This window comes from Actinoplanes sp. NPDC049668 (genome assembly GCF_044465445.1).
In the GTDB taxonomy this organism is placed as follows: domain Bacteria; phylum Actinomycetota; class Actinomycetes; order Mycobacteriales; family Micromonosporaceae; genus Actinoplanes.
This window is the reverse complement of sequence record NZ_JBITLR010000001.1, coordinates 847310-873576: the sequence shown is the minus strand read 5'-3', so window position 1 is coordinate 873576 and position 26267 is coordinate 847310. Positions and strand designations below refer to the sequence as shown.

General features: G+C 72.5%; 24 protein-coding genes and 1 pseudogene. 14 read left to right on the top strand and 11 right to left on the bottom strand.

The window, feature by feature from the left end; translation table 11 throughout:
• Positions 1 to 63 precede the first annotated feature (63 nt).
• The 3 genes and pseudogenes from ACIBSW_RS04050 to ACIBSW_RS04040 form a co-directional block, all read left to right on the top strand.
• A pseudogene (locus ACIBSW_RS04050) lies at positions 64 to 1362 on the top strand (protein kinase); the annotation flags it as partial.
• A gap of 2203 nt (positions 1363 to 3565) precedes the next feature.
• Entirely contained in the window at positions 3566 to 3781 is a 216-nt protein-coding gene (locus ACIBSW_RS04045) for a hypothetical protein (RefSeq protein ID WP_354717403.1), read from the top strand.
• 43 nt (positions 3782 to 3824) lie between these two features.
• A complete protein-coding gene (locus ACIBSW_RS04040; RefSeq protein WP_354717401.1) occupies positions 3825 to 4565 on the top strand; it encodes a M50 family metallopeptidase in 741 nt (246 codons plus the stop codon).
• Here ACIBSW_RS04040 and ACIBSW_RS04035 read toward each other — a convergent pair.
• Positions 4562 to 6133 (bottom strand): acyl-CoA carboxylase subunit beta, encoded by a 1572-nt coding sequence (locus ACIBSW_RS04035; RefSeq protein ID WP_354717592.1) that lies wholly within the window; start codon positions 6131 to 6133, stop codon positions 4562 to 4564. The genes ACIBSW_RS04040 and ACIBSW_RS04035 overlap by 4 nt on opposite strands.
• A 169-nt stretch (positions 6134 to 6302) precedes the next feature.
• On the opposite strand from ACIBSW_RS04035, the gene ACIBSW_RS04030 reads away from it, so the two are divergent.
• From ACIBSW_RS04030 to ACIBSW_RS04020, 3 genes are read left to right on the top strand one after another with little or no spacing between them, the layout of a single operon-like run.
• Entirely contained in the window at positions 6303 to 8183 is a 1881-nt protein-coding gene (locus ACIBSW_RS04030; protein ID WP_354717400.1) for a hypothetical protein, read from the top strand.
• 45 nt (positions 8184 to 8228) lie between these two features.
• On the top strand, positions 8229 to 9092 hold the full coding sequence (locus ACIBSW_RS04025) for a biotin--[acetyl-CoA-carboxylase] ligase (protein ID WP_354717398.1): 864 nt from the start codon (positions 8229 to 8231) through the stop codon (positions 9090 to 9092).
• A gap of 4 nt (positions 9093 to 9096) precedes the next feature.
• The gene (locus ACIBSW_RS04020) at positions 9097 to 9714 is read left to right on the top strand and encodes a PH domain-containing protein (protein ID WP_354717397.1); all 618 of its coding nucleotides are present in this window, start codon (positions 9097 to 9099) and stop codon (positions 9712 to 9714) included.
• Here the strand turns inward: ACIBSW_RS04020 and ACIBSW_RS04015 are convergent.
• From ACIBSW_RS04015 to ACIBSW_RS04005, 3 genes are read right to left on the bottom strand one after another with little or no spacing between them, the layout of a single operon-like run.
• A complete protein-coding gene (locus tag ACIBSW_RS04015; RefSeq protein WP_354717396.1) occupies positions 9641 to 10204 on the bottom strand; it encodes a GtrA family protein in 564 nt (187 codons plus the stop codon). The two genes, ACIBSW_RS04020 and ACIBSW_RS04015, sit on opposite strands and share 74 nt — an antisense overlap.
• Before the next feature lie 58 nt (positions 10205 to 10262).
• A complete protein-coding gene (locus tag ACIBSW_RS04010; RefSeq protein ID WP_354717394.1) occupies positions 10263 to 10826 on the bottom strand; it encodes a GtrA family protein in 564 nt (187 codons plus the stop codon).
• Between the two features lie 23 nt (positions 10827 to 10849).
• On the bottom strand, positions 10850 to 11644 hold the full coding sequence (locus ACIBSW_RS04005; protein WP_354717393.1) for a sigma-70 family RNA polymerase sigma factor: 795 nt from the start codon (positions 11642 to 11644) through the stop codon (positions 10850 to 10852).
• A 308-nt stretch (positions 11645 to 11952) separates the two neighbouring features.
• Here ACIBSW_RS04005 and ACIBSW_RS04000 point away from each other — a divergent pair, with 308 nt between their 5' ends.
• The 3 genes from ACIBSW_RS04000 to ACIBSW_RS03990 all read left to right on the top strand — a co-directional run bounded on the left by ACIBSW_RS04000 (position 11953) and on the right by ACIBSW_RS03990 (position 15790).
• The gene (locus ACIBSW_RS04000; protein WP_354717391.1) at positions 11953 to 13758 is read left to right on the top strand and encodes a phosphoenolpyruvate carboxykinase (GTP); all 1806 of its coding nucleotides are present in this window, start codon (positions 11953 to 11955) and stop codon (positions 13756 to 13758) included.
• Between the two features lie 111 nt (positions 13759 to 13869).
• Positions 13870 to 14988, top strand: coding sequence for a geranylgeranyl reductase family protein (locus tag ACIBSW_RS03995; RefSeq protein WP_354717590.1), 1119 nt, complete (start codon positions 13870 to 13872; stop codon positions 14986 to 14988).
• Positions 14989 to 15019: 31 nt separating this feature from the next.
• A complete protein-coding gene (locus ACIBSW_RS03990) occupies positions 15020 to 15790 on the top strand; it encodes an isoprenyl transferase (protein WP_354717389.1) in 771 nt (256 codons plus the stop codon).
• A gap of 41 nt (positions 15791 to 15831) precedes the next feature.
• On the opposite strand, the gene otsB is transcribed toward ACIBSW_RS03990, so the two are convergent.
• Complete coding sequence (gene otsB / locus ACIBSW_RS03985; RefSeq protein WP_354717387.1) at positions 15832 to 16659, bottom strand: trehalose-phosphatase; 828 nt, start codon at positions 16657 to 16659, stop codon at positions 15832 to 15834.
• A 263-nt stretch (positions 16660 to 16922) separates the two neighbouring features.
• Between otsB and ACIBSW_RS03980 the strand changes: the two genes are divergently transcribed.
• The 4 genes from ACIBSW_RS03980 (at position 16923) to ACIBSW_RS03965 (ending at position 21011) form a co-directional block, all read left to right on the top strand.
• Entirely contained in the window at positions 16923 to 18335 is a 1413-nt protein-coding gene (locus ACIBSW_RS03980; protein WP_354717385.1) for a PhoH family protein, read from the top strand.
• Between the two features lie 387 nt (positions 18336 to 18722).
• Positions 18723 to 19421, top strand: a complete 699-nt coding sequence (locus ACIBSW_RS03975) for a lytic transglycosylase domain-containing protein (RefSeq protein WP_354717383.1) — start codon at positions 18723 to 18725, stop codon at positions 19419 to 19421.
• Positions 19422 to 19499: 78 nt separating this feature from the next.
• Positions 19500 to 20288: a serine protease gene (locus tag ACIBSW_RS03970; RefSeq protein ID WP_354717381.1), complete on the top strand. Its 789-nt coding sequence runs from the start codon at positions 19500 to 19502 to the stop codon at positions 20286 to 20288.
• Between the two features lie 60 nt (positions 20289 to 20348).
• Complete coding sequence (locus tag ACIBSW_RS03965) at positions 20349 to 21011, top strand: rhomboid family intramembrane serine protease (protein ID WP_354717379.1); 663 nt, start codon at positions 20349 to 20351, stop codon at positions 21009 to 21011.
• On the opposite strand, the gene ACIBSW_RS03960 is transcribed toward ACIBSW_RS03965, so the two are convergent.
• Together ACIBSW_RS03960 and glpX are read right to left on the bottom strand one after the other, a co-directional pair.
• Complete coding sequence (locus ACIBSW_RS03960) at positions 20998 to 21987, bottom strand: DMT family transporter (RefSeq protein ID WP_404799208.1); 990 nt, start codon at positions 21985 to 21987, stop codon at positions 20998 to 21000. The two genes, ACIBSW_RS03965 and ACIBSW_RS03960, sit on opposite strands and share 14 nt — an antisense overlap.
• Positions 21984 to 23009, bottom strand: a complete 1026-nt coding sequence (gene glpX, locus ACIBSW_RS03955; RefSeq protein ID WP_354717377.1) for a class II fructose-bisphosphatase — start codon at positions 23007 to 23009, stop codon at positions 21984 to 21986. The genes ACIBSW_RS03960 and glpX overlap by 4 nt, the downstream gene beginning before the upstream one ends.
• A gap of 98 nt (positions 23010 to 23107) precedes the next feature.
• On the opposite strand from glpX, the gene ACIBSW_RS03950 reads away from it, so the two are divergent.
• Complete coding sequence (locus ACIBSW_RS03950; RefSeq protein ID WP_354717375.1) at positions 23108 to 23662, top strand: DUF4245 domain-containing protein; 555 nt, start codon at positions 23108 to 23110, stop codon at positions 23660 to 23662.
• On the opposite strand, the gene ACIBSW_RS03945 is transcribed toward ACIBSW_RS03950, so the two are convergent.
• Genes ACIBSW_RS03945 through ACIBSW_RS03930 form a run of 4 tightly spaced genes read right to left on the bottom strand, consistent with a single transcriptional unit; the run spans position 23659 to position 26207 of the window.
• On the bottom strand, positions 23659 to 23862 hold the full coding sequence (locus ACIBSW_RS03945) for an exodeoxyribonuclease VII small subunit (protein ID WP_354717373.1): 204 nt from the start codon (positions 23860 to 23862) through the stop codon (positions 23659 to 23661). The two genes, ACIBSW_RS03950 and ACIBSW_RS03945, sit on opposite strands and share 4 nt — an antisense overlap.
• Entirely contained in the window at positions 23859 to 25085 is a 1227-nt protein-coding gene (gene xseA, locus ACIBSW_RS03940) for an exodeoxyribonuclease VII large subunit (RefSeq protein ID WP_354717371.1), read from the bottom strand. The genes ACIBSW_RS03945 and xseA overlap by 4 nt, the downstream gene beginning before the upstream one ends.
• 9 nt (positions 25086 to 25094) lie before the next feature.
• Positions 25095 to 25631: a hypothetical protein gene (locus ACIBSW_RS03935; RefSeq protein ID WP_354717369.1), complete on the bottom strand. Its 537-nt coding sequence runs from the start codon at positions 25629 to 25631 to the stop codon at positions 25095 to 25097.
• Positions 25632 to 25685: 54 nt separating this feature from the next.
• Positions 25686 to 26207: a hypothetical protein gene (locus tag ACIBSW_RS03930; RefSeq protein ID WP_354717367.1), complete on the bottom strand. Its 522-nt coding sequence runs from the start codon at positions 26205 to 26207 to the stop codon at positions 25686 to 25688.
• Positions 26208 to 26267: the final 60 nt, after the last annotated feature.

The following is a 26267-nucleotide window of genomic DNA, read 5'->3' as shown; positions in this document are numbered from 1 at the left end:
ACGCGTCCCACACTCGGCTGATCGATTCGCTGCGGCTCGACATGACCGGGTATTTTCTGCGTGATGTCTACTTCCCCCCCGCTTGTTGTCGCTGACCGCTACCGGCTCGTTGCGCCGCTCGGTCAGGGCGGGATGGGTCGTGTCTGGCGGGCGACCGACGTCGTCCTGCACCGCGAGGTCGCCATCAAGGAGCTGGTGCCGCCGCCCGGGCTGACGCCCGACGAGCGGCGGGAGATGCGCGAGCGCTCGCTGCGTGAGGCGCGCGCCATCGCCCGGCTCAACAACATCAACGTGGTCCGGGTCTTCGATGTGCTGCGCACCGACGCCGATCCGTGGATCGTCATGGAGTACGTGCCGTCCCGCTCGCTGCAGGACACCCTGGCCGCCGACGGACCCTTCAACCCGGTCCGGGCCGCCGAGATCGGGCTGGGTGTGCTCAACGCCCTGCGGGCCGCGCACCGCGCCGGCGTCGTGCACCGGGACGTGAAACCGGGCAATGTGCTCATCGGCGAGGACGGCCGGGTCGTGCTCACCGACTTCGGGCTCGCCACCGTGCCGGGCGACCCCAACGTGACGCGCACCGGCCTCGTGCTGGGTTCGCCGGCCTACATCGCCCCCGAGCGCGCCCGGGACGGCTCGGCCGGGCCCGGCGCCGACCTGTGGTCGCTCGGCGCGACGCTCTACGCGGCCGTCGAGGGCGCGTCGCCGTTCGCGCGGCCGTCCGCGATCGCCACGCTGGCCGCGCTCGCCACCGAGAACCCGCCGCCGGCCCGCAACGCCGGTCCGCTCAAGCCGGTGCTCAACGGCCTGCTGCGCAAGGACCCCGCGCACCGCATCAACGCCGAGGAGGCCGAGCGGCTGCTGCTGCGGGCCACCGGCCGCCGGTCGCGGCTGAGCTTCCCGATGAGCCCGACGATGCGCCGACCCGGCGCGGGCCGCGAGCGCCCGGCGCCCGGCGGCCTCGTCCCGCCGGTCGTGCCCGGCGTCTCGGGCTCCGCGCCCGTCGTGCCGGGCCCGCGCCCGCCGATCAGCCCGGGCCGCCCGCCGGTCTTCACGCCCGGCAAGGCATCGGTCGGGGGCACCCCGAAGCCGCCCGCCCTGGATGCCACCCGGATCGAAAACCTCGACCGATCCCGTACGGGCGCAGCAAAGTCCCCGCCGACACCGGCATCGAAGTCGGCTGCGCATGGCACTGCCCCGGACGCGACGATGCGCGGGTCGGGCTCCGCCCCGGGGTCGTTCACGGCCGACGAGGTCGCCGCCGCCCGCAAGGCAACGGGCCGGGCGGGCGCACCGGCCGCCGCCACGCCGCCGGAGCAACAGCAGCCCGCCGCGCCGGCACCCCGGGCCGCCTCGACGACGCCGACGGTGGCCGACCGCCCCACGGCGACGACGACCCCTGAACCGGCGACGACCTCTGCCGCTCCCGTCGACTCGCCCGCGTCCGACGCCGCAGGTTCCGCACCGGCCGCCGGCATCGCCGCGGAGGCGGGCGCCGCCGCGGGTGCCGCGACCTCGGTGGCGACGCCGGACGCGACCATGTCGGAGACCGCCGGCACGGACGCGCCGGAGACCGCGGCCACCGACCCGGCGGACGGCGATTCGGGCGACTCCGGGTCGTCCGGCGCGCCGGAGAAGGGCCGGCCGAAGAAGGGCCACCAGCCGTTCGGCCCGCGGCCGTCGGGCGTGCAGGCGACCGAGCCGGCCGACGCCGCGCCGGCGGCCGAGGCCACGACGACGGACGCGGAATCCCCGGCCGAGAAGCAGGCGGTCGAGACGCAGGCGGCCGAGGCAGCGAGCGTCGAGGCCACCGGGACGACGTCGGCCGAGAACGCCCCATCGCCCGACGAGACCGCTGCGGAGCCGGACCAGGCCACGGCGGAATCCGACCAGGCCACGGCGGAATCCGACCAGGCCACGGCGGAGCCGGACCAGGCTGCGGCGAAGCTCGATCAGGCCACGGCCGAGCCCGGGCAGGCGAAGGAAGAGGCAGCCGCGAAGGCACCCGCGAAGACGGCCTCGACCGCCAAGTCCTCGCGCAAGGGCACCCGCGGCCGCGCCGCGAAGGCATCGGCAGCCGGCTCCGGTCCCGTCGCGGACAATCCGGCACAGGCCGAGTCGACAGCGGCCGAGCCGACAGCGGCCGAGCCGACAGCGGCCGAGCCGACAGCGGCCGAGCCGACAGCGGCCGAGCCGACAGCGGCCGAGCCGACAGCGGCCGAACCGACAGCGGCCGAACCGACCGAGGCTGAGCTGACCGAGGCCGAGCTGACGCAGGCCGAGCCTGCGCCTGCCGAGCCTGCGTCCGCCGAGGCGGCGGACGAAGCCGCCACGGCGGTACCCGCGCCGCGAGCGGAGGAGTCCGCCGAGCCCGGCGACGCCACGCCGGATCAGGACGCCGACGGCGGCGCGCCGGAGGACGGTGCCGAGTCGGCGAAGCCGGATCAGGCGAAGCCCGGTGACACCAGAGGCGGCGCGGCCGCCGGTCAGGACCGCACCCGCGTCATCAAGCCGGTCACCGACCCGGACGCCCCGAAGCCCCGCTCCGGCACCGCCAAGCGCCCGCAGAAGACCGCGGCCGAGCGCAAGTCCGCCCTCGCCGCCACCCGGGTCGGCGCGGTGCCCGCGGTCGCGCCGGCTCCCGCCGCAGCCGGCACCCCGTCAGGCGCCGCGAACCCGGTACCCGGCATTCACGGCTTCGGCCGGCCGAGCCGTCCCGCCTGGCAGCCGATGAGCCTGCGCGCCCCGTCCGCGGGACCCCGCGGCATCACGGTCTTCGGTACCACGCTCACCCGCCGGCAGACCGCGATCGCGATCGGCATCCTCGCCGCCGTACTGCTGACCCTGGTCATCCTGGTCCCGCGCGCCTTCGGCGGCGACGAGGGCGACGGGACCAAGGACCCGGGCCGCAAGGGCGGTGCCGCGCCGGCCGCCAGCGCGACCAAGCCGACCACCGCCGCCACCTCAGCCGCCACCTCCGCGGCGCCGGCGGCCCCGGCCGCCACGACCGGGCAGCCGTCGTCCGCGCCGCCGAGCTCGCCCGCGGCCGCGGCGCCCGGCGACGTCACGATCCCGAAGGGCTGGTACCGCTACAGCGACAGCACCGGCTTCTCCGTCCCGGTGCCGAACGGCGTCGAGATCGACCGCCGGGGCAGCGAGGTCTACTTCAAGAAGAACAACCGGCTGCTGATCATCGACCAGACCGATCAGCCGCAGCCGGACCCGGTCGCCGACTGGAAGGGCCAGGAGCAGGACCGGCGCGGACGGTCCTACAAGAACTACGAGCGGATCCGGATCGAGCCGGTCGACTACTTCGTGAAGGCCGCCGACTGGGAGTTCACGTACACCACCTCCAGCGGCAACCCGCAGCGCGCCGTCAAGCGCGGTGTCATCACCAAGGCGGGCAAGCGGGCGTACGGCATCTCCTGGTACACCTCGCCCGGCGACTGGCAGGCCGGGCTGAAGGATCTTCAGCTCATCTACCAGGGGTTCAAGCCGAAGTCGTGACCGGCCGGGTGTGAGTGCCGGGTGAGTGGGTACTCATCGGGCACCACGGATGGAGGTCATGATGATTCGCCGGCACGGCACCAGGCCAACGATCGCGTTGTGGATGCTCGTCGCGATCGCCGATATCGCTCTGCTCGTTGCGGCCGTAGGCAGCCTCGTCGTGCTGCTGGCCGTCGTGGCGGCGGTGCTCCTCGGCGCGGGCGTCGTCGGCGCCTGGATGCTGCAGCGCCGCACGGCACCCCGGCGGGCCGCGGACCTGCGTCGCCGGGCGTAGCGACTTGCCGTGAACCGGCGCTGGTCGGCTACGCTCCCGGGCTGTGTCGATCGACTCGGTAAGTGAACTCTGGGATTCCCTGTTCGGGGCTCAGCCGGACCCGCCCGGCCTGCTGGTACTGCTGACGGCGGTGGTCGCGCTGGTCGTGGTCTCGGTCCGGCCGCTGTGGCGGATCGCGCGCAACGCGATAACCATCGCCCACGAGGGTGGCCACGCGCTCGTCGCGCTGCTCACCGGGCGCAAGCTGCGGGGAATCCGGCTGGAGTTCGACACGTCCGGGCTGACGCTGTCGGCGGGCCGGCCGACCGGGCCGGGCATGATGTTCACGCTGCTGGCCGGCTACATCACGCCGTCCCTGGTCGGCCTGGGCGGCGCCTGGCTGCTCGGCGGCAACCGGATCATGCTGCTGCTCTGGGTGGCGGTGGTCCTGCTGCTGCTGATGCTGATCAACATCCGGAACGTGTTCGGCGTGGTCTCCGTGCTGGTCACGGGCGCGATCGTCTTCGCGGTCTCCTGGTACGGCTCGCCGCAGGCCCAGGCGGCCTTCGCGTACGTCGGCGTGTGGTTCCTGCTGATCGGCGGCGTGCGCCCGGTCTTCGAGCTGCAGAAGCTGCGCGGCCGCGGCCGGATGCCGGAGTCCGATGCGGACCAGCTGGCCGGGATCACCCACGTGCCCGCGATCTTCTGGGTCGGCGTCTTCCTCGCGGTCGACCTCGCCGCCCTGGTGATCGGCGGCTTCATGCTGGCCGGACAGTGGCTCCCGGCGGTCGCCGCCACGCCTTAGAGCGGGATGTTGCCGTGCTTCTTCGGCGGCAGCGTCTCCCGCTTGGTGCGCAGCATCCGTAGCGCCCGGGTGACCTGTTCCCGGGTCTCCGACGGCTTGATGACGGCGTCGACGTAACCCCGCTCGGCGGCGATGTACGGGTTCGCGAGCGTGTCCTCGTACTCCTGGATCAGCTCGGCCCGCCGGCCGGCCGGGTCCTCGGCCGCCGCGAGTTCGCCGCGGTAGAGGATGTTGACCGCGCCCTGCGCGCCCATCACGGCGATCTGCGCGGTGGGCCAGGCGAAGTTCATGTCGGCACCGAGGTGCTTGGAGCCCATGACGTCGTACGCGCCACCGTACGCCTTGCGGGTGATGACGGTGACCTTGGGGACGGTCGCCTCCGCGTACGCGTAGATGAGCTTGGCCCCGCGCCGGATGATGCCGTCCCATTCCTGGCCGGTGCCGGGCAGGAAGCCGGGCACGTCCACGAACGTGACCACCGGGATGTTGAAGGCGTCGCAGGTGCGCACGAAGCGCGCCGCCTTCTCGGACGCGGCGATGTCGAGCGTGCCGGCGAAGTGCATCGGCTGGTTCGCGACGATGCCGACCGGGCGGCCCTCGACCCGGCCGAAGCCGATGACGATGTTCTGCGCGTAGAGCGGCTGGACCTCGAGGAAGTCCTCCACGACGGCCTCTACGACCCGCTTGATGTCGTAGGGCTGGTTCGCCGAGTTCGGGATCAGCGCGTCCAGCGCGAGGTCGGCCTCGCCCGGTGCGAGGTCGGCCGGCAGGTCGAAGGTGGTCGGCTCGTCCAGGTTGTTGCTGGGCAGGTAGGAGAGCAGCGCGCGCACGTAGTCGATCGCGTCGTCCTCGTCGCTGGCGAGGTAGTGCGCGTTGCCGCTGCGGGAGTTGTGCGTGCGGGCGCCGCCGAGCTCCTCCATGCCGACGTCCTCGCCGGTGACCGTGCGGATCACGTCGGGTCCGGTGATGAACATGTGCGACGTCTGGTCGACCATCACCGTGAAGTCGGTGATCGCGGGGGAGTAGACCGCGCCGCCGGCGCACGGGCCCATGATCAGCGAGATCTGCGGGATGACGCCGCTGGCCCGGACGTTGCGGAAGAAGATGTCGGCGTAGAGGCCGAGCGCGACGACGCCCTCCTGGATGCGCGCGCCGCCGGAGTCGTTGATGCCGATGATCGGGCAGCCGATCTTCATGGCCAGGTCCAGGACCTTGACGATCTTCTCGCCGAAGACCTCGCCGAGCGAGCCGCCGAACACGGTGAAGTCCTGGGAGAACACGCACACCTGGCGGCCCTCGACGGTGCCGTGGCCGGTCACCACGCCGTCGCCGTACGGCCGGCTGCGCTCCAGGCCGAACGCGGTGGAGCGGTGCCGGGCGAGCTCGTCGAGCTCCACGAAAGAGCCCTCGTCGAGCAGCATCGCGATGCGCTCGCGGGCGGTGCGCTTGCCGCGGGCGTGCTGCTTCTCGATCGCCCGGGCCGAGCCGGCGTGTACCGCCTCGTCGGTGCGCCGGTCGAGGTCGGCGAGCTTGCCGGCCGTGGTGTGGATGTCATCCTGCTGCGTCACGTCTCGCTGCGCCGTCACGATGCCCTGTCCTCCGGTAGCCCGCCCCGCATGCCGCAGAGATCGTATCCAGCGCCCGCGGCGGCGGGTGCGGTGCCCGGCTCAAGCGGTAGGGCGGTTCGCACGTTTCGCACTCAATGCCCCATTCGTTACATCCCCCGTGACGACATGGATGACCCCCGTCGGCGTGGCGATGATCGTCGGTGGCATCACCACCCTCATCGTTTTCCGCGGGGCACTCTTCGGCAGGACAGGAAAAGGCACCGGCGAGGCCCGGCGCCGCGGTGGGCAGGCGGTGGGCGCGGTTGCGGCCGCCCGGTCCACGGGCCGGACGGGGCGGCGTGCCGCCAGCGCCGGCGCCGGCGCCGCGCACGCCGACGATGCCGCCGCGGGAGCCCGCGCCGCCGCGGGCCCGGAGGCGACCGCAGACCCGGCCGCCGACCCGGCCGAGGCGGCGCCCGTTCGCGTGCGCCGGCGGCTACGGGCCGACCGCGACATGGACGCGCCGGCCGCGCGCCGTGATCCGGCGCCCGGCTCCGACGCAGAGGCCGGCTCATCGCCATCGCCCGCCTCCGGCGATGCCGGCGAGGCGGACCCGGCCCCGGGGAGCGCGCCGGGCTCCCGGCGCTTCTGGCCGACCTCCGCCGCGCTCGCGCCCGCCTCGGACGCCGCGCATCGCACCGCCGGGGAGCCCGACCGGCCGTTCGCACCGGAGTTCACGGAGGCGGACGCGGACCCGCTCTCCGGCCCGCTGCCGATCGTGTCGGACGAGGCGTACCTACCGCTGGACGGGGCCGCCGCGCCCTACGAACTGCGACAGGAAGGGACCGAGATGCCGTTCGGCACGCAGTGGCCCGAGGTGGGCACCCCGATCGTGGATTCGCTCGGCGGGGACGGCGCCGAGGCCGAGGGCCTCGCCGGCCTGGGCCGCGGGCGGTCCATGCTCCAGCGGTTCGCCGCCCTCGAGGACATCGACGCGCCGTCCTCCCGGCGGTTCGACCTGGTCACTGCCGGGTCCGCCGGCGCGGACCTGCTGCCGGTGGACGACCTGCGCGCGGCCACCGAGCGCGGCGGGGATCCCGAGCTTGACATCGAACCCGAGCTGGACCGGGTGGTCGACGACGAGCCCGTCTCGCACAGCCTGGAGCTGGGGCAGTACGACCTGGCTGGCGGCTTCCTGACCGGCCACTTCCCGGTACCCGCGGACCTCGCCGCCGGCCTGCCGGACGAGCGGGACGGCGGCTGGGCCGCGAGCCCGGATGAGCCCGAACACTCCGCCGACTTCGACGCCGTCGACGCCACCGGCGCGCCGGACGCGTTCGCCTTCGCGGCGCCACCGGTGGCCGAGCCCCTGCCGTGGGGCGGCCGGGTCGAGGGCTGGAGCAGGCCCGAGTACGACGACCAGCCCGAACCGATCTCGGGCGAGTACTGGATGCCGGTGCCGGTGGGCACCTACGACGCGGAGTACGGCTGGCCGGCACCCGCCGAGGGACAGGAGCCGCCGGCGGCCGATGGACCGGAGCTGCCGCCGTGGCCGCCGGAGCGCCCGGACGACCGGGTCGAGGCGCCCCGGACCGCCGGGGAGCGCGGCGCGATCGAGCTCCTCGACAGCGCGCCGGCCGCGCCCGGCGATCTCGAATCCACCGGGCGCTTCCTGCTCAACACCGAGCGGCACGGGGTCGAACTCCTCGACGACAACGGGCGCCGCGACGAGTCCGAGTGGCGGGCGCCGGCCTCGGCCCCGGTGAACCAGAGCCTGGACGAGCCGATCTGGAGCGTGTCCGACGTGCACCGGTCGCACATGCCCGACCTGTCGTGGGCGCCCGGTCCGGACGAGTCCGCGCCGCGCCGGTTCCGCCGCCCGGTCGCCTCCGCCACGATGCGGCGCCGGCGCCCCGGCGGGATCCCCGCCAGCGAGACCCTGACCCAGATGCTGCCGGCGGTGGACGGGTACTCCGAGGGGAACCGGTCACGCCCGCGGCCCCGCCCCCGCCCGGGCAACGGCCAGACCAGCACCGTCTATGTGAGCCGGCACGCGGCGGAGCCCAACTGAGGCCGCGCGAAACAGCCGGTCCGGGCGGCGCCTAGGGTGTTGCGGGTGGGCACCTCGCCGTATGCAGACCTTGATCGTCCCCCGCTGACCGAGCGGGCCCTGCAGCGCGCGCTGATCGTGCCCGGCGGGCTGTGGCGGCGGCTCGAGGTGCGGGCCGAGACCGGTTCGACGAACGCCGACGCCGCGGCGGCCGCGCGGGACGGCGCCGCCGAGGGCCTGGTCATCGTCGCCGAGCAGCAGGTCGCCGGGCGGGGGCGCCGGGACCGGCAGTGGGTGTCGCCGCCGCGGGCCGGGCTGACGCTCAGCGTGCTGCTGCGGCCCGGAGCCGCCGACGCGGAGCGGGGCTGGGCGCCCGCGCCGCAGCACACCTGGGGCTGGCTGCCGCTGCTCGCCGGGGTCGCGCTGCTCGAGACCGTGCGGCGCATCGCCGAGCTGGACGCGGCGCTGAAGTGGCCGAACGACCTGCTGATCCGCACCGGCACCGGCGAGGCCAAGGCCGCCGGCATCCTCGCCGAGGCGACCGGGGGCGCCGTGGTGATCGGCATCGGGCTCAACGTCACCACCCGCCCGGAGGAGCTGCCCGAGACGACGGGCCTGCCGGCCACGTCCCTGCGGGCCGCCGGCGCCACCAACACCGACCGCGATCCGCTGTTGCGATCCCTGCTGCGCGGCGTCGCGCAGTGGTACGGCGGCTGGCGCGAGGCCGGCGGCGACGCGGAGATGTGCGGACTGCTGGCGGCGTACCAGCGGGGGTGTTCGACGATCGGTCGTGACGTGCGCGTGCTGCTGCCGCAGGGCGGCGAGCTCACCGGCACGGCGACCACGGTGGACGGTTACGGCCAGCTGGGCGTCCGTACGGCTGACGGCGAGCGGCGCGTCTCCGCGGGAGACGTCCTGCACGTACGCTGATCCGGTGGCGTTCCCGGACGAGGTCCTGACCGACGAGGAGGAGGTCGTCCTCCACCTGCACCCGCACGCCCGGGCGGCGATAGGCCCGGTCCTGGTGCTGCTCGCCGACCTGGCCGCGGTGATCGTCGTCTGGGTCATGCTGCCGCCGACCACCGGCGGCCTGATCGGCGTGCTGATCGTCGCCGCGATCGCGCTGTTCACCGGCCTGACCCGGGGCGTGTGGCCGCTGCTGGTCTGGCGGACCACGCACTACGTCCTCACCGACGAGCGGATCCTGCTGCAGGACGGCGTGATCGCCCGGGCCCGCCGGGACCTCCCGCTCAACCGGGTCAACGACCACGCGCTGCGGCAGACGCTGCTCGACCGGCTGCTGGGCAGCGGCACGCTGAAGATCGACTCGATCGGCGAGCAGGTCGCGGTGCTGGAACGGGTGCCCGGCGCCCAGCGGGTGCAGACCCTGCTCTACCAGCTGATCGAGACGGACCGCGAGCTACGCGGGGACGGCGAGGACGACGACGCCGACGAGGACGAGGCTCCGCAGCTGACCGCTAGACAGCGCGGCGCTGAGCGTCGATCTCTTTCGCCAACTCCGCGTCCAGGGTCCCGTCGGCCTCGGCGCTGAGCTCGGCCAGGCCCGCGACCACGTCCAGCTCGGATACCGCGGCCTCGTGCCCGTCGACCGGCGGCTTGAGGAAGACGAAGGTCCGGTACGCCCAGAAGCGGAACACCGTCGCCACCCCGATGCCCAGCATCGTGCACCCCATGAGCAGGATCTCGTCGTGCTCCTCGGTGAGGCCGAAGCCGTACTTGCCGATGGTGACCGCGCCGGACTGGATGATCATGCCGATCAGGTTGAAGCCGAAGAACAGCGCGTACTCCCGGCGCAGGGCGCTACGGGTGTGGTGGCGGTAGGTCCAGTACCTGTTCGCGACGTATGCCAGGGTCGTCGTGACGATGGTCGCGACGACGCTCGCCTTGACGGCTCCGATGGGCAGCAGCACCCACGTGATCGCCATGTAGAGCAGCGTGTTGCCCGCGCCGATCACGCCGAAGGCCAGCGCTTCCGGTGCGAGATGGCGCAGGCGTTCCGCCAGCGAGCGGGCTGATGGCATTGGTCAACCTTACGGGGGTAAATGGGCTAGGACATCGGGTCGGAAAGGTGACCCGATGTCACATTCGCCGGACTGCGGGCGGGGTCGCCGGCTCGACGACCTGCGGCGACGGCGTGGGCGCGTCGCGGCGGGACGGCGCCGGCACGACGGCCTCGGCCGGGTCGGGGACCACGGCCTCGCCGAACACGAAACGCCGGTACGACCAGAAGCGGAACAGGGTGCCGACGGCGGTGCCGACGAACTGGCCCGAGATGTTGTCCGCGATCGGGCTCTGGAACTCCGGCCAGATCGCGCCGAGGCCGTAGTGGCTGATCGCCAGGCAGGTCAGGCCGATGACCAGGCCGACGCCGTTGAGCAGGAAGAACAGCACGTACTGCCGGGCCATGTTGGCGTGGCCGCGGTGCCGCCAGGTCCAGAACCGGTTGCCCAGGAACGCCACCGTGGTCGCGATGACCGTGGAGATCGCCTTGGCGGTGAGCGACTCGAAGCCGCTCTGCAGCAGGATGTTGAAGATGGTCAGGTCGACGGCGAAGGCGGTGCCGCCGACGACGCCGAATTTGCTCACTTCGCGCACGAGTGCCCCGAAGCGTGCCCGCAACGCGGGCAGGATTGCGGCAGGCACGGACCCGAGAGTACCGGCGCCGGTCACGGTGCGCCGTTTTCGTGAGCGACTCTTAATCCGTCTGCCTCGGGATGGCCACGCTGTTTGTACGGACGGTAGCCGCTCTGGTTGATCTCAGTGATCTCCGCGTGCCGATCCCGGCAACCCGAGCACCAGGCGAGATGGGTCTCCAGCCGGACGGCGTCGCGCGGCGCCACCCGGCCCCGGACGTGCCCGCCCAGCCGGTCGCCGGTCCACCGGCACTCGGGCGGGTCGGCGGCGGCCACGTGCTGCTGCAGGTAGTTCCGGCGCAGGCCCTCGCGGGCCCGGTGCGCGAGCACGGCGACGGCGTTCGGCGTGAGGCCGAGGTCCGGGGCGACCTCGGCCGGGCTGGCCCCCTCGACCTCGGTGCGCCAGAGCACGTCGCGCCAGCGGTCGGGCAGTGCCCGGAAGGCCTGCGCGGCGTACGTGCGCTCCAGGCGGTCCAGCGCCGGGTCGCGGAACGGCTCGCCCTCGTCGTACCGGGTCAGGTCGTCGGTGAACTCGAGCCGCCGGTCGCGGCGGGCCCGGTGGTAGCGCACGTGCCGCAGGGTCGTGTGCAGGTAGGCGCGGAACGCCACCAGGGGTCCCCCGCCGGCCCGCAGTGCCGCGAGGACCTTGGCGAACGTCTCGGCGACCAGGTCGTCGGCGTCGGCGGGGTCGCTGACGAGCCCATATGCCAGCGCCCGGGCGGCGGCCCGGTGGCGCTGGTAGAGAACGCCGTACGCGGCGGTGTCGCCCGCGCGCACGGCGACAAGCAGATCCGTGTCCATGTCGGTGTCGCTGGCCGGGATCGTCATTCCTGCCTCCTGTAGCCGGGAGTGGGAGGAAAGCCCGATTTACGACTAGCTTAGGCCGTTTCGTCCACTTTGTGAACGCGGGTGGAAGCGGGCCGGAAAATGCATTCAGTCGGCGGCCGTGCGCGCTTGTGCATCAAGCGGCGAAGGATCGATCGTGATTGCGCATAAACACCGAGGATTGTGCGGTTGTCCACAAGATTCGCCGATGAACTGAACGTTCACTCGGCTTAGGCTCAGGTGACTCCCGTGACAATGGCCGACCGACCGGCCTGGTTCGTCACAGGTCAGTGCCGACCGAAGGGAATCACATGTCTGTGCCCCCCACCGCCCACACCAAGCTCCTGAACTGGGTGGATGAGGTCGTCGCCCTCACCACGCCGGATCGGGTGGTCTGGTGCGACGGCTCCGATGAGGAGTGGACCCGGCTCACCGACTCGCTCGTCGACGCCGGTTCGCTGGTCCGCCTCGACCCCGTCAAGCGGCCCAATTCGTTCTGGGCCCGCACCGATCCCGGGGATGTCGCCCGGGTCGAGGAACGTACGTTCATCTGCTCCGTGGATCCCGCCGACGCCGGACCGACCAACAACTGGGCGTCGCCGGCGGAGATGAAGGCGACGATGACGGAGCTGTACCGCGGCTGCATGCGCGGACGCACGATGTACGTCGTGCCGTTCTGCATGGGCCCGCTCGACGCGCCCAACCCGATGTTCGGCATCGAGATCACCGACAGCGCGTACGTGGTGGCCTCGATGAAGATCATGACCAGGATGGGCACCGCGGTGCTGACCGCCATGGGTGCCGACGCGGACTTCGTGCCCGCGCTGCACTCGGTCGGCAAGCCGCTGGCCGAGGGTGAGGCCGACGTGGCCTGGCCGTGCAACGAGACCAAGTACATCTCGCACTTCCCGGAGTCCCGCGAGATCTGGTCGTACGGCTCCGGCTACGGCGGCAACTCGCTGCTCGGCAAGAAGTGCTTCGCCCTGCGGATCGCCAGCGTCGCCGCCCGCGACGAGGGCTGGCTCGCGGAGCACATGCTGATCATGAAGCTGACCTCGCCCGAGGGCCAGGTCCGCTACATCGCCGGCGCGTTCCCGTCGGCCTGCGGCAAGACCAACCTCGCCATGCTGGAGCCGACGCTGCCGGGCTGGAAGGTCGAGACCGTCGGCGACGACATCGCCTGGATGCGCTTCGGCGAGGACGGCCGGCTGTGGGCGACCAACCCGGAGTACGGCCTGTTCGGCGTCGCGCCGGGCACCGACCACCACACCAACCCGAACGCGATGCGCACCCTGGCCCGGGGCAACTCGGTCTTCACCAACGTGGCGCGCACCGACGACGGCGACGTGTGGTGGGAGGGCATGGGCGAGCCGCCCGCGCACCTCATCGACTGGAAGGGCAACGACTGGACGCCGGACTCCGACGCCCCGTCGAGCCACCCGAACAGCCGCTTCTGCACCCCGATCAACCAGTGCCCGATCCTGGCGCCGGAGTACGACGACCCGCGCGGCGTACCGATCGACGCGATCCTGTTCGGCGGCCGGCGCAAGACGACGGTCCCGCTGGTCACCGAGGCCCGCGACTGGGTGCACGGCGTCTACTTCGGAGCGACGCTCTCGTCGGAGACCACCGCCGCGGCGGTCGGCCAGGTCGGCGTGGTGCGCCGCGACCCGATGGCGATGCTGCCGTTCATCGGCTACCACGCCGGTGACTACTTCAACCACTGGATCGAGATGGGCAAGGCCGCTTCCGGCGACGCCGACAAGCTGCCGAAGGTCTTCTACGTGAACTGGTTCCGGCGCGACTCCGACGGCGGCTTCCTGTGGCCGGGCTTCGGCGAGAACTCGCGCGTGCTCAAGTGGATCGTCGAGCGCCTCGACGGCAAGGCCGAGGCGGTCGAGACCCCGATCGGTCACGTGCCGACCGCCGACGCACTCGACCTGACCGGCCTGGACGTCAGCCGGGCGGACCTCGAGGCCGTGCTGCGGGTCGACACCGACGAGTGGCTTGCGGAGATCCCGCAGGTCGAGGAGTGGTTCAACAAGTTCGGCGACAAGCTGCCGGCCGTGCTCTGGTCCGAGCTCGACGCCCTCAAGGCCCGCCTCAACGCCGCGTGACACCCCGCGCCCGCCTCTTCACCGAGGCGGGCGCGGCCTGAGTACCGTCCACCGGGTGACCTCAGTCGACACTCGGCCGCACGCGGTCCCGCTCGCGTGCTGAACGCCGCCGTGTTCGACGTCGCGATCGTCGGTGCCGGGCCGGCCGGAGCCGCCGCGGCCCTCGCCGCGCGGCGCGCGGGCGCCTCGGTACTGCTGCTGGACCGGGCCGAATTCCCGCGGGACAAGGCGTGCGGCGACGGCATCGCGGCCGACGCCGTCGACGTGCTCGACAGCCTCGGCGTCACCGGGGTGACCGACGGCTATCCGCCGGTGGCGGACCTGCGCCTGATCGGGCCGGGCGGCACCGAAGTGGCCCGGCGACTGCCCCGGCCCGCGCACACCATCCCACGCAGAATCTTCGACGCCCGGATCGTGCGGGCGGCGGTCGCAAACGGCGCCGAGCTGCGCCGGCACGCGGTACGCCGGGTACGCGAGGACGGCGCGGGCGTCACCCTCGACGACCGGATCCGGGCCCGGGTCGTGATCGGGGCGGACGGCGCCGGATCGGTGGTCCGCCGCGCGCTCGGCCATCCGGTCAACCCGGACGGGCACCTCGCCATCGCGATCCGCGGCTACGCGCCCGCGGCCGGAGCGGAGCAGCTCATCAGGACCACCAGCGCGCGCTGGCCCGCGTACGCGTGGTCGTTCCCGATCGGTGACGGCACCGCCAACGTCGGCTACGGCGAGACGCTGCGCGGGGCGCCGCTGACGAAGGCGTACCTGATGGAGCGGTTGTGCGAGCTGCTGCCCGGCACCGAGCCGACCGGCCTGCGGGCGCACCACCTGCCGTTGTCCACCCGCCGCCCGCCGCCGGCCCGCGGGCGGGTGCTGCTCGCGGGCGACGCGCTGTCGCTGATCAATCCGTTCACCGGCGAGGGCATCTTCTACGCCGTGCTCTCCGGGGCCCTGGCCGGCGCCGCCGCGGCGGCCGGGCCGCCGCACCGGGCCGCCGAGCGGTACGCCGCCGCCCTGCGCGATCGGCTCGGCCGCCACTTGCGGCACTCCCGGCTGGCGGCGCTGCTGACCCGCCGGCCGGAGGTGGTCGACGCCGCGGTTCGCGCGGCTCGCCGAGATGGTGAGGTTTTCGACCGAATGGTGGACCTGGGGCTGGGTGACGGGGTTTTCGATCTTCGCACGATCGGGCGCATCGGGGCCGAGTTGCTCCACCTCGCCCCGCCGCCCTCTTGAGCGCGCGCCGGCGCTCGCTAGGCTAGCGGGGATGAGTGTGCGGTCCCTGGTCTATTCGCTGTACGAACGACGGCTCGCCGGCAAGCTCGCCGGCCGGCCGGTGCCGCAGCATGTCGGGGTCATGTGCGACGGGAACCGGCGCTGGGCCCGCGAGATGGGCTACGTCGACCCCAACGACGGCCACCGGGTCGGCGCCGAGCGGATCAAGGAGCTGCTCGGCTGGTGCGACCAGGCCGGCATCGGCCACGTCACGCTCTACCTGCTGGCGACCGACAACCTGCAGCGCCCGGCGGCCGAGCTGGATCCCCTGGTCAAGATCATTGAAGACCTGGCGACCGAGCTGGCCGAGGACGGCAACCCGTGGCGGCTGCGGATCGTCGGCGCGCTCGACATCCTGCCGGCGAACACGGCGACGGCGCTCAAGGCCGCACAGGAGAAGACCCGCCACCGCACCGAGGGCGTCGAGGTCAACTTGGCGGTCGGCTACGGCGGCCGCCGCGAGATCACCGACGCGGTCCGCTCGCTGCTCTACGAGCAGTCGGCGGCCGGCCGCACGCTCGAGGAGCTCGCCGAGATCCTCGACGTCGAGCACATCGCCGAGCACCTGTACACCCGTGGTCAGCCCGATCCCGACCTGGTCATCCGCACGAGCGGGGAGCAGCGGCTCTCCGGCTTCCTGCTCTGGCAGTCGGCGCACTCGGAGTTCTACTTCCACGACGCGAACTGGCCGGACTTCCGCCGGACCGACTTCCTGCGGGCGCTGCGGTCCTACGCGGGACGGCAGCGGCGCTACGGCGCCTGACGCGGATCGCGTCAGGCACGGATCGCGTCAGGCACGGCGCGTCAGGCTCGGCGGAAGGCGTGCAGGGCCTCGGCGAGGAAGCCCGCCACCGCCTCGGGTGACTCCAGCGTCAGGTCGGCGGCGCTGGAGACCTCGGCGCCGGTCTCCGGATTGGCCACCGCCACGCACATGCCGAAGAAGTCCGGGTCGACGGCCTCGCGGGCGCGCAGCGCGTCGAACGCCTTGATGTCCGACATGTCGTCGCCGAAGTACCAGGCGCAGCCGGCGTTCAGCACGCCTTGGCTGATCACCATGCCCTTGTCCTGGTCGACCGGGGGCTTGAGCTCGACGACCATGCGCCCACCCTGCAACCGCAGGCCCAGGCGCTCGGCCTGCTCGTGGCCCCAGCGCTCGACGACCGCGGCGAGCTGCGGCGCGGTCCGGTAGTGCAGGGCGACCGAGAGGCGCTTGTATTCCACCAGGATCGCGTCGGGCAGCTCGGTCCGGGCGCGCTCGGCCAGCTCCGCCATCGCGGGCACCCACGGCAGGGCCGCGGGCTCCGTGACGACCTCGCCGTCGTGCCACACCTCGAGGCCGTAGAGTCCGAAAAGGTCCACGTGGGCCAGCGACTCGAAACGCGAGCGCAGAAAGCTCACCGGCCGTGCCGAGACGATCGCCACGCGGGCCACCGCGCCGGCCAGCTCCTCGAGCACGCCGAGCACCGAGGGCACCGGCTGGGACGCGTCGGGATCGTCGGTGACGGGCGACAACACCCCGTCGAAGTCGAAGAAGAGAGTCGTGTCCCGGGCCCGCGAGGCGGTGAACTGCCATGCCTCGGCGGCGCTCAGCGGGTGCGTAGGACGCGCATTGCTGGGGGAAGACTCAGGCACGAATCCCAGCGTACCCGCCGTTCGGCTGGTTGCACGCAACCGTTACGACCGGGAATTGGCGTATCACGCGGGTACTACCGCAGGTGCCAGTTGACCAGTAGCGTTCTTGTCATGGCGCGGGGTCGTCCCGGGCCAACCGGTCGGCCCGGACCTGCGACAAGTGCGCCACGGGGCCCGCATCCCGGCTCCGTGTCAGGGACGGGGGCCGGACGTGGCGGACCGCGGGCGGCCCGGGTTGCACGCCCGCTGGAGCGAGCAGGCCTGTGACATCTCGCCGTACTGACGCCGGGGCCCCCCTTGACCCGGCCGCCAAAGTCTCCAGCAGCCGCGCCTCCACGGGACGCAGGTCGTCCCGGGATCGGCACGCCGACGCGGAGCCCGCCCCAGCCGGCCGGGTCTTCGTCCTGGATACCTCGGTCCTGCTGTCCGACCCGGCGGCGTTCCGCCGGTTCACCGACCACGAGGTGATCATTCCGCTCGTGGTGATCTCCGAACTGGAGGGCAAGCGCCACCATCCCGAGCTCGGCTGGTTCGCCCGGCAGTCGCTGCGCATGCTCGACGAGCTGCGCATCAAGTTCGGCCGCCTCGATCAGCCGGTGCTCTGCAACGACGAGGGCGGCACGGTGCGGGTGGAGCTCAACCACGCCGACCAGAGCGCGCTGCCGCACGGCTTCCGCAACGACTCCAACGACACCCGGATCCTCTCGGTGGCGCTTGGCCTGGCCGCGGAGGGCCGCGACGTCACGCTGGTGAGCAAGGACATGCCGCTGCGGGTCAAGGCCGCCTCGGTCGGCCTGACCGCCGACGAGTACCGACATGGCCAGGCCAGCGACCCGACCTGGGTGGGCATGTCGGACCTCAAGCTCTCGGAGGACCAGGTCAGCAGCCTGTACGCGGGCGAGGAGCTCGACCTGGAGGAGGCGGACTCGCTGCCCTGCCACACCGGTCTGGTGATCCACTCGCCGCGCGGCTCGGCGCTGGGCCGGGTCACCCCGGACAAGTCGGTGCGCCTGGTCCGCGGCGACCGGGAGGCGTTCGGCCTGCGCGGCCGCTCGGCGGAGCAGCGCATCGCGCTGGACCTGCTGCTCGACGAGTCGATCGGCATCGTGTCGCTGGGCGGCCGGGCCGGTACCGGCAAGTCCGCGCTGGCGCTCTGCGCCGGCCTCGAGGCCACGATGGAGCGCAACCGCCACAAGAAGGTCGTGGTCTTCCGCCCGCTCTACGCGGTCGGCGGGCAGGATCTCGGCTACCTGCCGGGCAGCGAGTCGGAGAAGATGTCGCCCTGGGCGCAGGCCGTTTTCGACACCCTCGGCGCGGTGGTGCACGCGAACGTCATGGAGGAGGTCCTGGCGCGCGGGATGCTCGAGGTCCTGCCGCTGACGCACATCCGCGGCCGGAGCCTGCACGACGCGTTCGTGATCGTGGACGAGGCCCAGTCGCTGGAGCGCAACGTGCTCCTCACGGTGCTGTCCCGGATCGGGCAGGGCTCGCGGGTGGTGCTCACCCACGACGTCGCGCAGCGCGACAACCTCAGGGTGGGCCGGCACGACGGGGTCACGGCGGTGATCGAGGCGCTCAAGGGCCATCCGATCTTCGCCCATGTCACCCTAACGAGGTCGGAGCGCTCGCCGATCGCGGAGGTCGTCACCGATCTACTGGAAGACATCCCTCTGTAACGCTCTGTCACTAGTGGAGGCGGGGATCCAAAGGGTCCCCGCCTCACGCTATGCAGAGGTTTAGCTACTTGCAGTGAGATTTCCATTACCTCGAAAGTGATGGAAATGATGGCCGTTTGCCCAGATTGAATGCCAAACATCCTGTGATTCATTTCACACGTGCGCGTCGTCATTTCACATCCACCTCACTCTGGGCCATGGTGTCTGGCGAGCATCTATCGCGTGGCCCGGCAGGTTTCAGATCGACTGGGGGGTCACCGTAGCCGGCCGCAGTGGGGCCGGGCACGTGCGGCCCGAGGGGTCGTCGGTGCTCGCGGTGGGAAAGGTCGCCGGGATTCGTCCCGGCGAATTCGCACCGCGTCATTGCCCCCAACGAAGGGACACTTCGTGAATCGGCTCTGGAGCCGGGTCGGAATCCGCGTGGCCTCGGTGGGTCTGCTCGTGGTCGGCGTGATCGGCGGGGTCTACCTCGGTAAGGACCAGCAGGTCCAGGCGCAGAACGCCCAGGTGGGCCTGATCGCGCAGACCGACGTCGACGACCTGCAGCTGCTCAAGGAGCGGCACGGTCAGCACGCGGCCGCTCGCGCGTACCAGCGTGAGGCCGAGGGCGAGGCCGCCACGAAGGCCGCCGCCGAGGCGAAGGCCGCGGCCGGCAAGGCGCGGGCGCTGGAGAAGAAGGTCATCGCGAAGAAGGCCGCCGAGAAGAAGGCGGCCGAGGACGAGAACGACGACGGCGGCGCGACGGTGCCCTACGACGGACCGATCCCGGATTCCTGCGAGGAATTCAGCGGCAATCGGGCCACCGGCTGCGCCCTCATGATCGCCGAAGGCTTCGCGATCAAGGAGTTCCCCTGCCTCGACAAGCTGTGGAAGAAGGAGAGCGGCTGGAACCACCGCGCCTCCAACTCCAGTTCGGGTGCGTACGGGATCCCGCAGGCCCTGCCCGGCAGCAAGATGGCCAGCGAGGGCGAGGACTGGAAGAGCAGCCCGAAGACCCAGATTCTGTGGGGACTCGGCTACATCAAGGGCCGTTACGGCTCGCCGTGCGGCGCGTGGGGCCACTCACAGGACGTCGGCTGGTACTAGAAAGCTTCAGCTTGGCAAAGGGGTACGTGTTTCGGCGCGTACCCCTTTTGCGTGGTCGTCTCGTGTTCAAATATCCCTATGGTCCGGAAAGTCGCCTCAGTCCTCGTACTCGGCGTTCTCGCCTCGGTTCTTTCGGCGAGCCAGATACCGGCGCAGGCGGGAGACGTCGCCGAACCGGCGATTGATGTCGTCGGCGGCGACAAGGCGCCCGATGGGCGATTTCCGTGGATGGTGCGGCTCTCCATGGGCTGCGGCGGCGCGCTGACCGCGCCGCGGGTGGTGCTCACCGCGGGTCACTGCGTCTCCGGCCCGGGCGAGGACACCAGCATCGAGGTGACCGCCGGTGTGACCAATCTCAAGTCCGGCCGCGCGATCAAGGCGAAGTCGGTCACGATCGTGCGCCCGGCGGAGTTCGTCTCCGAGACCGGCGGCGACGACTGGGCCCTGATCAAGTTGGACCGCAAGCTCGACCTGCCGACCCTGGAGATCAGCTCCGGCGGCGCCGACGAGACCGGCACCCAGGTCATCCTCGGCTGGGGGCAGACCGGCGAGGGCTCCGCGCAGCAGGAGACCAAGCTCCGGTTCGGCTCCGTGAAGATCGTGGACGACGAGCCCTGCGCCAAGGCGTACAAGAAGATCGTCGACCTGGTCGAGGACGAGATGATCTGCGCCGCCGCACCCGGCGTCGACACCTGCCAGGGCGACTCGGGCGGGCCGATGGTGCGCCAGCTCGCCAGGGGCAGGTGGGTGCAGGTGGGCATCGTGAGCTGGGGCCTCGGCTGCGCCCGCAAGGGCTACCCCGGCGTGTACACCCAGGTGTCGAACTTCCGGTCCGACATCCGGGAAGCGGCCCGGAAGCTGAGTTGACGGTGCCCGAACCGACCCGAGGGGTTGGCGGGGCTGGCGCCCATCGGTAACCATCGGGGAATGGGTTACCCCGGGGAGCGCGAGGATCAGGCGGCGAAATTCGGTACCGAGGCGTTCTTCGCCTCGATCGGCCGGGCGTTCGTGGCCATGTGCGCCGTCATCCCGGTGCTGTTCCTCATCGAGGTGATCGACGTCGGCATCGGCGCCGGCCGCCTCGATGTCGCCGGCGGCATCATCCCGCACCGCCTCAGCGGCCTCGACGGGGTCATCTTCAGCCCGTTCCTGCACGCCGGCTGGGACCACCTGTACGGCAACAGCATCCCGCTGATCCTGGTCGGCACGTTCGCGCTGGCCGGCGGCGTCCGCCGCTTCCTCTGGTCGACGCTGGTGATCGTGCTGGTCAGCGGCTTCGGCGTGTGGCTGATCGGCGACCCGAGCAGCGTCGTCGTCGGCGCGAGCGGGGTCGTCTTCGGCTACCTCGGCCTGCTCTTCGCCCGCGGCTTCGTGGAGCGCAGCTGGTGGAACCTGGGCGTGGCCGCGTTCATCGGGCTGCTCTACTGGTACCAGCTCTACAACGTGCTGCCGACCGATCAGCCGATCTCCTGGCAGGGGCACCTGCTCGGCCTGCTCGGCGGCGTGATCGCGGCGATCCTCTTCCGCCGGCGCCGCCCGCGCCCGGTCCCGGCGCTGTACGACCCCGACACCACCCTCACCGACATCTGATCCGGCGGCGCGCCGGCATGATCGCCACGCACACCGCCACCAGAGTGAGCGCGGCGCCGAGCAGCGTGTTCCAGCCCGGCCGGCCGGCCGCGCCCGGCACGATCGTGTCCAGCAGCAGCGCGCCGGTGACCTGGCCCGCGATCATGCCGAGGCCGAGCAGCAGGACGCCGATGTAGCGGACCACGGCGGCGCCGACGGCGATGAAGACGATGCCGAGGACGCCGCCGGCGTACAGCCACCAGGGGCCGGACGGCAGGCGGCCCGGGAAGCCGCGGACGGTCACCGAGACCGCGAGGGCGACCAGCAGCACCGACGTGCCCATCGCGAAGTTGACCAGGCCCGCCACCATCGCGCTGCCCGAGACGACCCGCACATGGCCGTTGACCGCCTGCTGCCAGGCGATGCCCACGCCGGCCAGCAGGGGCAGCACGGCGAGCGCCAGCGCGCTCGGATGCCCGATCCGGTCGCCGACCGCCAGCAGCACCGCGCAGACGGTCAGGACCGCGCCGGCCAGCCGCGGCGTGGTCACCGGCTGCGGGCCGGACGGGCCCGCGCCCGCCCGGTCGACCAGCAGGCTGCTCGAGGACTGGCCCGCGACCAGCGCCACCACGAAGACGGCCACGCCCAGCGTCGGCACGGTGAGGCCCTGGGTGGCGACCAGGAAGCCGCCGCACATCCCGCCGACGCACTGCCACGGGCGGATCCGCTGCACCCGCAGGCCGTCGCGCAGGCGGCGCAGGCCGGACCGGCCGGCCGGGAGCAGCGGCACCAGCACCGCGAGCACCATGAGGCCGGAGCCGAACGAGACGACCGCGGCGCCGATCGGGTCGCCGAGGCGGATCGAGAGTTCGCCGTTGATCCTCGACTGCACGGCCAGCGCGACCCCCGCGATCAGCGCCGACAGGACGCCGGTGGCGCGGCGACCGGCCGATACGGCCGATCCGGGTGGCGCGGGTGCGGTCGAGGTCTGCGTCACTCGCGCACCATCGGCAGGTGCCCGTCGAAGTCGACCGACGAGTACTGCGCCAGCTTCTCCAGCCGGTGGTAGGAGTCGATGACCCGGATGGTGCCGCTCTTGGAGCGCATGACGATCGACTGGGTGTGCGCGCCGCCGGCGCGGTACCGCACGCCCTTGAGCAGGTCGCCGGAGGTCACCCCGGTGGCGACGAAGAAGCAGTTGTCGCCGGTGACCAGGTCGTCGGTGGTCAGCACACGGTCCAGGTCGTGCCCGCCCGCGATGGCCTTCTCGCGCTCCGAGTCGTCCAGCGGCCAGAGCTTCGCCTGGATCGCACCGCCGAGGCACTTGAGCGCGCACGCGGCCGTGATGCCCTCCGGCGTGCCGCCGATGCCCATCAGCACGTCGACGTCGGAGGAGCCGCGGGCCGCCGAGATGGCGCCGGCGATGTCGCCGTCGGAGATGAACTTGATGTTCGCGCCCGCCGCGCGCACCTCCTCGACCAGCGCCTGGTGCCGCGGCCGGTCCAGGATGCAGACGGTCACGTCCGAGACGCTCGAGTGCTTGGCCTTGGCGATGCGCCGCAGGTTCTCCGTCGCGCCGGCGTTGATGTCGATGACGTCGGCGCAGTCCGGCCCGACGGCGATCTTCTCCATGTAGAAGACCGCGCTCGGGTCGAACATCGCGCCGCGCTCGGCGACCGCCAGCACCGCGACCGCGCCCGGCATGCCCTTGCTCATCAGCGTCGTGCCGTCGACCGGGTCGACCGCGACGTCCACCTCCGGCCCGGTGCCGTCGCCGACCTCCTCGCCGTTGAACAGCATCGGGGCGTTGTCCTTCTCGCCCTCGCCGATGACGACGACGCCGCGCATCTGGATCGAGTTGATGAGCTTGCGCATGGCGTCGACGGCAGCGCCGTCGCCGCCCTCCTTGTCACCCCGGCCGACCCAGCGGCCGGCGGCCATGGCGGCGGCCTCGGTCACGCGTACCAGGTCGAGCGCGATGTTGCGGTCGAGGTCCTGCGGGTTGTTGGAAACGGGCATGGGGGTGCCTCCTCGCGACGGTGCGGGTGTGGTGCCCCGATCCTCACACGTGGAGCCGCGCGAAGTCCCGCGACCGCGACATGGTTAACAATGGGGAGGTGACTACCCCTGACGCCGCCGCGGAGCCCATCACCGTCGGAAAGCGCGGCGGCCGCTCACCGCGGGACATGGCGATGTCGCTCGGCATCCTGCTGGTGCCGATCGCGCTGCTGCTGCTCTTCTACCGGCTCGTCCTCGACGGCGACCGGCCGGTGAGCGTCGACGCCGAGCCGGCCGTCCGGCAGGCCCGCGCCGCGGCGGCCTTCGAGGTCGTCGTGCCGCAGGGGCTCGGTGACGACTGGCACACGGTGAGCGCGACGTTCGCTCGCGGCAAGGACGGCGCGACGCTGCGGATCGGCTACGTCGATCCGGACTCCGACCCCATCCAGCTGATCGAGAGCAGCGGCCCGACGGAGGAGCTGATCCCGGCCGAGCTGGGCCGCGACCCCGAGGCGGTCGGCACCTTCCGCGACGGCGCTCGCACCTGGCAGCGCTACGACGCCCGGCCGGGCGAGACCGCGCTGCTGCTGCTGGAGAAGGGCCGCACCGTCATCGTGGTGGGCACCACCGAGACCGAGACCCTGGAGCGCTTCGCCGCGTCCCTGGACGGCTAACCGTCGTCCCGGGCGGCGCGGGCCGCCTCGATGCGCTCGCGGGCGCCGTCCAGCCGGCGCTGGCAGACGTCCGCCAGCTTCTCGCCGCGCTCCCACAGGGCCAGCGACTCCTCCAGCGAGCTGCCGCCCTGCTCGAGGCGTTCCACCACCGTGGCCAGCTCGGTGCGGGCCTGCTCGTAACTGAGTTCCTCGTCCGTCATTCCCGCACTCCCGCTCGAAGCTCACCGTCGGCCAGCCGTACCCGGAGAACGTCGCCGGTCTCCACCTCGCCTGCCGCGCGGACCACGTGGCCGTCCGCGCGCTGCACGATCGCGTACCCGCGCTGCAGGGTCGCCATCGGCGACAGCCCCCGCAGCCGGGCGAGGGTGTGCCGCAGGTCGTCGTCGGCGCGGCGCAGCCGCTGCTCCAGGCTGCGGACGCCCCGGTCGCGCAGGGCGCCGACCTCGGCCGCCCGCTGCTCGACGAGCGCCTCCGGCCGGGCCAGCACCGGGCGCGACCGCCAGGACTCCAGGCGGTGCGACTCTCGGTCGACCAGGGTGATCACCGCGCGGTCCAGCCGCCGCCGGGCCTGCTGGATCAGGTTCGTCTCCTCGGCCAGGTCCGGCACGATCCGCTTGGCCGCGTCGGTCGGCGTCGACGCGCGCACGTCGGCCACGTAGTCGATCAGCGGCGCGTCCGTCTCGTGCCCGATCGCGCTGACCACCGGCGTACGGCAGCCGAACACCGCCCGGCACAGCGCCTCGTCGGAGAACGGCAGCAGGTCCTCGACGCTGCCGCCGCCGCGGGCGAGCACGATCACGTCGATGGTGTCGTCGTTGTCGAGCACCTTCAGCGCGTCGATGATCTGTGGCACCGCGGTCGGGCCCTGCACGGGCACGTTGATCACCCGGAAGTCCACGGACGGCCAGCGGCGCCGGGTGTTCATCAGCACGTCCCGCTCGGCCGCGGACGCCCGCCCGGTGATCAGCCCGACCCGCCCCGGCAGGAACGGCAGCCGCCGCTTGCGCTCGCGGGCGAAGAGCCCCTCGGCGCCGAGCAGCTTCTTCAGCCGCTCGAGGCGGGCCAGCAACTCGCCGAGGCCGACCTGGCGGATCTCGTCGGCACGCAGGCTCAGCGAGCCGCGCGCCGGATAGAACTCGGGCTTGGCGTGCAGCGTGACCCGGGCGCCCTCGGCCAGCCCGGGCGCGCCGGCGTCGAGCACGTCGCGGTGTGCGGTCACGGTGAGGCTGAGGTCGGCGGCCGGGTCGCGCAGCGTCAGGAAGACCACGCTGGCGCCGGGGCGACGGCTGATCTGCGCGACCTGGCCGTCGACCCAGACCCAGCCGAGCTTGCCGATCCACGCGCTGACCTTCTGGCTCACGACCCGCACGGGCCACGGCTCGTCGGCGCTCGACTTCGCAGGCGGCGTCTCGGGCTGGGTCACCCGGCCAGCCTAGGCCCTGGTTTCGCCGGTCCCGTCATCCCGCGGCGCGGTGCGCCGCGCGGCCCGCCGCACGCATGCCACCGCGACCAGCACGATCAGCCCCGCGTACGCCCAGAAGAGCAGGTCGGCGAGCAGGTGCGGCCCGTCGAGGTGCCAGCGTCCGGCGTCGCGGGCCGCGAAGGTGAACGGGTAGCCGTGCTGGACCGCGTACGCGGTCATGCAGCACGCCGCGTCGAACGCCCGCACGCCGCTGAGGATCATGCCGCCGGCCGTGACCGCGCCGCCGGCGCAGTAGCCGGCGACGCCCGCGCCGGCGCCGACGGTGCTGAACGTGACGAGCAGCCCGCCGCCGATCACCAGCATGATGTGGAACGCCAGGTAGGCGCCGTCGCTCGCGCCGCCGCGGTCCAGCTCGACGAGCAGGTTGAGGATGCCGATGGCGATGCTGAACCAGCCGACGAACAGCCGCAGCGCCGAGCCGAACGTGCCCAGCAGGCCGCCCGCCGCGTGCCCGGCCGGGTACCCCGCGTCACCTACGGCGCTCATCGCCTGAGTATCGCGCCCGCCACCGCCGTCAGGTGCGAAAACGCGCTCTGTTGATCAAGACTGGGTGGCGGCCTCGCGGCGCGCTCCGGCGCGGCGGATCACCACGGAGGTCGCCACGGCCAGCAGGCCGACGAACGCCCAGAAGTAGAGGTCCGCGACGAGGTTCACGGCGTCGATGCGCCAGTTGGTCCGGTCCGCGGCCGCCTGGGCCGCGGCCGGGTCGGCGCCGACGCCGCCCCGGGACAGCCAGGCGAACGGCCAGCCGCGGCTGATCAGGTACGCGTACGCGCCGCCGACGCTGACGCCGGTCACCAGGCAGCCGGCCAGCGTGCCGCCGACCGCGGCACCGGCCGTCGCCGCCGCGGTGGCCCGGCCCGGCAGCGCGACCCGGTGCGGCATGAGCAGCACCAGCCCACCGGTGGCCAGGACCAGGCCGACGATCATCTCCTGCACCGGCCGTGGCGCGCCCAGGTTGAGCAGGATCCAGGTCAGGCCGCCGACCAGGCTCACCGCGCCGAGCGAGCCCCGCGCGGCGCCGCCGACCCGCTGCCGGGCAGTCATGTTCGTCTCATCCACCGGACGAGTATGCCGTGCCGTGACTGTGGCGCCGGTCGCACGCCGAGATGTTGCCGCGCG

Bases quoted from the DNA above. Each gene is read 5' to 3' on its own strand.
- ACIBSW_RS04045 (WP_354717403.1), top strand. From the start codon at position 3,566: ATGATGATTCGCCGGCACGGCACCAGGCCAACGATCGCGTTGTGGATG.
- ACIBSW_RS04030 (WP_354717400.1), top strand. From the start codon at position 6,303: ATGACCCCCGTCGGCGTGGCGATGATCGTCGGTGGCATCACCACCCTC.
- ACIBSW_RS04015 (WP_354717396.1), bottom strand. From the start codon at position 10,204: ATGCCATCAGCCCGCTCGCTGGCGGAACGCCTGCGCCATCTCGCACCG.
- ACIBSW_RS04005 (WP_354717393.1), bottom strand. From the start codon at position 11,644: ATGACGATCCCGGCCAGCGACACCGACATGGACACGGATCTGCTTGTC.
- ACIBSW_RS04000 (WP_354717391.1), top strand. From the start codon at position 11,953: ATGTCTGTGCCCCCCACCGCCCACACCAAGCTCCTGAACTGGGTGGAT.
- ACIBSW_RS03990 (WP_354717389.1), top strand. From the start codon at position 15,020: ATGAGTGTGCGGTCCCTGGTCTATTCGCTGTACGAACGACGGCTCGCC.
- ACIBSW_RS03970 (WP_354717381.1), top strand. From the start codon at position 19,500: ATGGTCCGGAAAGTCGCCTCAGTCCTCGTACTCGGCGTTCTCGCCTCG.
- ACIBSW_RS03965 (WP_354717379.1), top strand. From the start codon at position 20,349: ATGGGTTACCCCGGGGAGCGCGAGGATCAGGCGGCGAAATTCGGTACC.
- glpX (WP_354717377.1), bottom strand. From the start codon at position 23,009: ATGCCCGTTTCCAACAACCCGCAGGACCTCGACCGCAACATCGCGCTC.
- ACIBSW_RS03945 (WP_354717373.1), bottom strand. From the start codon at position 23,862: ATGACGGACGAGGAACTCAGTTACGAGCAGGCCCGCACCGAGCTGGCC.
- ACIBSW_RS03935 (WP_354717369.1), bottom strand. From the start codon at position 25,631: ATGAGCGCCGTAGGTGACGCGGGGTACCCGGCCGGGCACGCGGCGGGC.